Origin of the sequence: Cyanobium sp. N5-Cardenillas, assembly GCF_024345515.1 — a bacterium.
Lineage (GTDB): Bacteria > Cyanobacteriota > Cyanobacteriia > PCC-6307 > Cyanobiaceae > Cyanobium.
Genome location: NZ_JAGQBG010000205.1, coordinates 1 through 5,428 on the forward strand (window position 1 = coordinate 1; position 5,428 = coordinate 5,428).

The window sequence follows — 5,428 nt, forward strand, 5'->3', positions numbered from 1 at the left end:
AGCTGGCTGGGCCGCTTCCGCCACGAGGCGGTGGCCGTGAAAGCCGTCGCCGGCCAGCCCCTGGTGGTCTATTCCGGCTGCGACCGCCACGGCGGCCACCTCTACCGCTTCGTCAGCGACGCGCCGATCCGCGATCCGGCCGACCCGGCCAACTCGGAGCTGTTCAGCGCCGGCCGGCTTGAGGTGGCCCGTTTTGATCCGCCCGGACCGGACGGCGGCGAGGGTCGGGGCCGCTGGCTGCCCCTGGAGCCCAGCACCCCCGTGGCGCCGCTCGGCCCTGGCCACTTCGCCCGCCACGGCGTGGAGCAGGCGATCCTGCTGCCCCACAGCGACCGCCGCAGGCCCGGGGCCGAAGCCTTCAGCAGCGACGCGGCCGTGGCCGTCTACCGGCGCCGATTCGCCACCCTGGCCGACCTCTACCCCGGCGAGGGGGAGGAGCGGATGGGGGCGATCCTGATCGATGCCCACCTGGCCGCCTGCGCCATCGGCGCCACCCCCGCGGCCCGGCCCGAGGACACGGTGATCGATCCGCTCAGCGGCGACCTGCTGATCGCCTTCACCGCCGGGGGCGGCAGCGACGACGGCAGGGCCGACCCCGCCATCTTCGCTGGGCCCAAAGGGCAGCCCAGCTGGCCCTTCGGCTGGATCATGCGCCTGGCCGACGACGGGCCGGCCCGGGCCGGTTCCTTCCGCTGGCGGCTGGTGGCCACCGGCGGGGCCCCGTGGCAGGGGGGGATGGGCTTCGCCAATCCCGACAACCTCGCCATCGACCGGCAGGGGACCATCTGGATGGTGACCGATCGCTCGACGAAATCGGCGGATCTCGATCTGTTCGGCAACAACAGCTGCTGGGTACTGCCCAGCCGTGGCCCCCACGCCGGCGAAGCCTTCTGCTTCGCCACCGGGCCGATGGAATGCGAGCTCACCGGCCCCTGCTTCGACGGCGCCGAATCCACCCTGTTCCTGGCGGTGCAGCACCCGGGCGAGGACAACGGTACCCGCCCCTCGGCGGAGGCCCGTGAGGCCCAGGCCCACCGGCTGGTGGATCGCTCCGGCCGCCCCTTCGAGCAGCTGCGCTGGGTGCCGCTGGGCTCCAACTGGCCCTCCGGCGTCCCCGGACGGGGCCCCCGCCCCGGGGTGGTGGCGATCCGCCGGCTTGGTGGCGGGCCGCTGCTGCCCGATCAGGCGGTGCCGGCGTCGAGGGAGCGCTCGATCTGATCGATCGCCTCGTCGAGCGGCTCGATCGCCGTCGCCATGGCCGCATCGCTGGCTTCGGTGCTGGGCCACTGGTGATCGACCTGGCGGCGCAGCTGCTGCAGGCCCCCGTCAATGGCCTCCAGCCGGGTGGCCAGGGCCAGCAGCCGGGCCTCCCGTTCGTCCATCCCCTGGCGCGCCGCATGCAGGTTGCGGCGCAGCTGGTCCACCAGCCGCCGCCGTTCCTGGCGCAGGGGACCCTCCGCCTCCCGCTGCAGGGACTTCTCCTCCCGGGCCAGGCGGCGGGCCAGGTCGTCGGGATCGAGGCGCCGCCCCCCGCCCGACTCCAGCAGGGGCCGCCGGGCCTGCAGCCGCTCCTGCAATTGCTGCAGCCGCTCGCAGCAGAGCTGGACACTGCCCAGGGCCTCCAGATGGACCGGATCCGTGAAACGGGCCACGGCCTCCTCACGCAGCGCCATCGCCGCCACCGCCAGGCCGCTGGCCCGCTCCAGGGCCTCCTCCAGGCCCGCATCGAGCCGCTGGGCGTGGAGGCGCTGGCTGCGGCTGCGGCGGCCGGCCGCCCCTCCCCGGGCCAGCAAAGCCGCGCCGGCCACGCTCAGACCGGCGGCCGGCAGGATCGCCAGGGGGAGGGCCACCCCGGCGCCACGCACCAGCAGCACCAGGCAGACGCCGCCGGCGGCGACCGCCAGGGGATGGTCGAGGGGGTTGGTCCAGCCCGTTGACGCCATCAGAAGGCCATCTGCAGATCTTCCATGCGGCGCCGGATGCTGTCCGCCGTACCGGTGGTGAAATCGCCGCCGTTGCTCTCGGCAATGCGCCTCAGCACAGCGGGATCGAAATCCCCCTGGTTGCCGTAGCCCATCGTGAACACGCCGATGCGCTCATCGCTGGCGAAGCCGCTGCGTTGCAGCTCGCTGCCCAGCCCCTCCAGGGACAGACGCGAGCCGTTGTCCTGGCCATCGGTGAGCACCACCACCGCCAGGATCTCGCCGGGGCGCCGGGTGGACCGCAGCCAGTCGCGACCCTGCTGGATGGCGTCATAGAGCACGGTGCCGCCCTCCGCCTCCAGCGAGGCGATGAATCGACCCGCCGGGTCCGCCCCCGCGCCCCCCCCGGTCACCACCACCGGCGGACGCAGCCGGTTGTCGAAATCGAACAGGCCCACGGTGTCCCGCGGACCGATCTGGGCCAGGTAGGCCTGCAGGCTGCGCTGGGCCGCCGGCAGCTTCTCCCCCTTCATCGAGCCGGAACTGTCCACCACCAGGGCCACCCGGGAGGGCTTCTTGGCCTGGTTGCGCCAGAGGGCGATGATCGCCTCCACCACCTCCGGTTTCGGGGCCCGCAGGGAGTCGTAGACGGCCCGGGGGTCGGCGCCGTAGGCCGCCGTGACGCGGCTGGGGGGCACCGCCGGGTTGGCCGGCCGCAGCCCCTGGTCGGCCGCCAGACGCTGCAGGTCCTCGCTCTGGAGGCGCTCGATGATCAGCAGGGCCGCCTCCTTCTCCCTTGGGGACACCCAGGGGGCCTCCGGGAGGATCGCCCGCATCGTGCTGGCGTAGGTGGCCCTGGGGTACACCGCCTTGAGGGGTTCCTGATCGGCCCGGCGGGAGGCGTTGACCGCCACCACCGACGACTCGTAGACCGAACCCACCGAGGCCCAGAAGGGTCCGTTGCGCTGCATGGCCCGGGCGAGTTCGTCGGTGGAGCTGCCGTAGCGGGTCACGTGGCTCTCGATCGCCGTCACCTTGTCGCCGTGGGCCTGCACATCCGCCAGGGTCAGCGCTTCGGGCCGCTTGCCGGCCACCTCGGCCACCATCGCCACCAGGGTCTGCAGGCCCGAATTGGAACGGGTCGGGGCGGTGTGGACGTAGCGGATCGGCTGGGAGGGTGCGGACGGATCCAGCTGCCGGTGGTCGCTGCTGCGGGCCAGGGCGGTGAACGGATCGGCACGGTCGAGGCCCTTCGCCAGGGCCGGGGTGGTCATGAACACCATCGGACTGGAGGCCAGGGCCGGCGCATCGGCCGGTGGCGGGATCAGCTCCCGGGTGGGCGCCAGGCGCTGCAGTCGGTGCCGCAGCAGGTCGAGATAGATCTCGCCGTCCACGGAAACCAGGGTGGGGATGCGGGGATCTTCGGCCGACTGGCCGCCCTGGAGCACCCCCCGGGCATGGCTTTCCATCTCACTGACCACATCGCCGCTGCCGGCCGCCCGGCAGCGCAGCAGCACCGGGGTGCGATCAGCCAGCCGGGGCGGCGCCTTGGCGATGGCCTTGGCTGCTTCCTGGCAGAAGCCCTTCAAGGCACTGCCCACCAGCATCTCCAGCTCCAGCGGGGGCGGGGCCACCAGGTTGCAGCCGCCGATCGGCAGGCCGAGAAGTGCGGTGGTGAGGGCGGCCAACCGCAGGGCCCGTGCCATGGGGCGCAACGGAAAGGTGTCCCCATTCTGCTGGCAAGGGTCCGCGGCCTCCGCAGGGCCGGTCAGACTGCATCGCACCCGGACCGCCCCCCTTGGCAGCGACCCTGAGCCGCAGGCGCCTGCTTTCCCTTCTGATCGCCGGCGCCTCCCTGGCCCTGGCCATGGCGCCCCTGCCCGGGCTGCGGCGGCCGCTGCTGGTGGCGGTGGGATCGGAGCTGGCCGGCGCCATGGTCGACGTCGAACCCCTGTTCGAGCGCCACCACGGCGGCATCGACCTGATCTGGAGGGTGCAAGGCTCCCAGGACATGGTCAACCGTGCCCGGGAGGAGGGGCCGGAGCGTCCGCGGGTGCTGATCCCCGCCAATCGGGACCTGCTCAACCAGTTGGCCGATGAGCTCAAGGCCCAGGGAACACCGGGGCCGTTCCTGCAGCCTCCCGTTGCCGTTGCCCGCACCCTGCTGGTGGCCGTGGCCTGGCCGGAACGGGCCCGGCGCCTGTTCCCGGACGGCCGCTTCTCCTGGCCCCAGCTGCGGCGCGCCACGGCGGCGGGGCAATGGGGGGCCCTGGGCGCCCCGTCGAGCTGGGGAAGCGTCGATCTGCGCAGCACCGATCCGATGCGTTCCAATTCCGGCCAGCTGACCCTGGCGCTCTGGTGCCGGGGTCAGAACGGAAGCGACTGTGCCGCCGCCCTGCGCCGCGCCGTCTACCGGCCGGCCCGCTCCACCGACATCCTGCTGCAGGAATTCATCAGCGGCGGCCCCAACGAGGGCGACCTGGCGCTGGTCTACGAAGCCTCGGCCCTGACGCGGCAGCAGGAGGCCGGCCGCCAGCGGCCAGGGGGTTATGTGCTCCTGGTTCCAAATCCCACCATCGAGACGGTGCTGGCCGCGGCCGTGCTGCGGGGGGAGGCGGCCGGCCGTACGGACGACGGGGAGCGCTTCGTGGCGTTTCTGCTCTCCCAGGATGGCCAGGCTGTGCTCAGGCGCCTCGGGTTCCGCGGCGCCGACGGCGGCGGCGGCAGCCCGGCCGCCAGCGGCGTGAAGCGCCTGCCGCCCCCCTCACCCCAGGAACGGGAAGAGCTGCTGCGGTTCTGGCAACAGGCCGGCTGACCATGGGGCGGTGTTGCCGCTCACCAGGGCTGGTGCGGCAGACAACGGACGCGGCAGAGGGAAAGGCCGACGCCCCAACGATGCCCAGACGACGGGATTCGACCTCGATGTCTGATGCTGACTCCAGCGTGATCCGCGACGGGATCATGGCACCATGGCGGAATCACAGGCCTGAGCGCGCCCGGCCTCCGGGCGCCGATCCACCTGCCGGAAGGTTGTGCTCAGCTGCGACGCCCTGTTCATCTCGGACCTGCATCTGGGCTCCAATCAGTGCGAAGCCAGCCACTTGGCGGCGTTCCTGGAGTGCATCCGGCCCAGGCAGCTGTTTCTCGTCGGCGACATCATCGATCTGCAGGCGATTCGCTTCAACGCCAACGTCGATGCCGACTTTCTCACCGACCTGATCGATGCCCTCCTGGCCCGGGAGGACGAGGATCCCCTCACCAGTGAGACCCTGCTCAGGTCCCAGCTGCTGCGGGCCTCGCACCGGCGCGTGCTGGAGCGGTTCGAGGCCCTGCACCGGGCAGGGGTGGCGATCGTCTACATCCCCGGCAACCACGACGCCTACCTGCGCCGCCACGCCGGCCTGGAGCGGCCCGGCTTCGCCATCCGCCGTCAGGATGTGTACTGCACGCCCTCCGGCCAGAGGCTGCTGGTGCGCCACGGCGATGAATACGACCGGCTGATCCGT

Annotated in this window: 5 protein-coding genes; 3 read left to right on the forward strand and 2 right to left on the reverse strand. The window is 72.5% G+C overall.

Features of this window, described 5'->3' with window-relative positions; translation table 11 throughout:
• Positions 1 to 1,218, forward strand: a 1,218-nt coding sequence (locus KBZ04_RS13940) for a PhoX family protein (protein WP_254992504.1), incomplete at its 5' end; no start/stop codon positions are given.
• Here KBZ04_RS13940 and KBZ04_RS13945 read toward each other — a convergent pair.
• Both KBZ04_RS13945 and KBZ04_RS13950 read right to left on the reverse strand, forming a co-directional pair.
• Entirely contained in the window at positions 1,182 to 1,943 is a 762-nt protein-coding gene (locus tag KBZ04_RS13945) for a hypothetical protein (RefSeq protein ID WP_254992505.1), read from the reverse strand. The genes KBZ04_RS13940 and KBZ04_RS13945 overlap by 37 nt on opposite strands.
• Positions 1,943 to 3,628 (reverse strand): VWA domain-containing protein, encoded by a 1,686-nt coding sequence (locus KBZ04_RS13950; protein WP_254992506.1) that lies wholly within the window; start codon positions 3,626 to 3,628, stop codon positions 1,943 to 1,945. Before KBZ04_RS13950 ends, KBZ04_RS13945 begins: the two co-directional genes overlap by 1 nt.
• Before the next feature lie 92 nt (positions 3,629 to 3,720).
• Between KBZ04_RS13950 and KBZ04_RS13955 the strand changes: the two genes are divergently transcribed.
• Both KBZ04_RS13955 and KBZ04_RS13960 read left to right on the forward strand, forming a co-directional pair.
• Positions 3,721 to 4,737, forward strand: a complete 1,017-nt coding sequence (locus tag KBZ04_RS13955) for a substrate-binding domain-containing protein (protein ID WP_254992507.1) — start codon at positions 3,721 to 3,723, stop codon at positions 4,735 to 4,737.
• 217 nt (positions 4,738 to 4,954) lie between these two features.
• A partial coding sequence (locus tag KBZ04_RS13960) for a UDP-2,3-diacylglucosamine diphosphatase (protein WP_254992508.1) occupies positions 4,955 to 5,428 on the forward strand: 474 nt, incomplete at its 3' end.

Excerpts from the sequence above, each read along its gene's own strand:
- KBZ04_RS13945 (WP_254992505.1), bottom strand. The coding sequence starts at position 1,943 with ATGGCGTCAACGGGCTGGACCAACCCCCTCGACCATCCCCTGGCGGTC.
- KBZ04_RS13950 (WP_254992506.1), bottom strand. The coding sequence starts at position 3,628 with ATGGCACGGGCCCTGCGGTTGGCCGCCCTCACCACCGCACTTCTCGGC.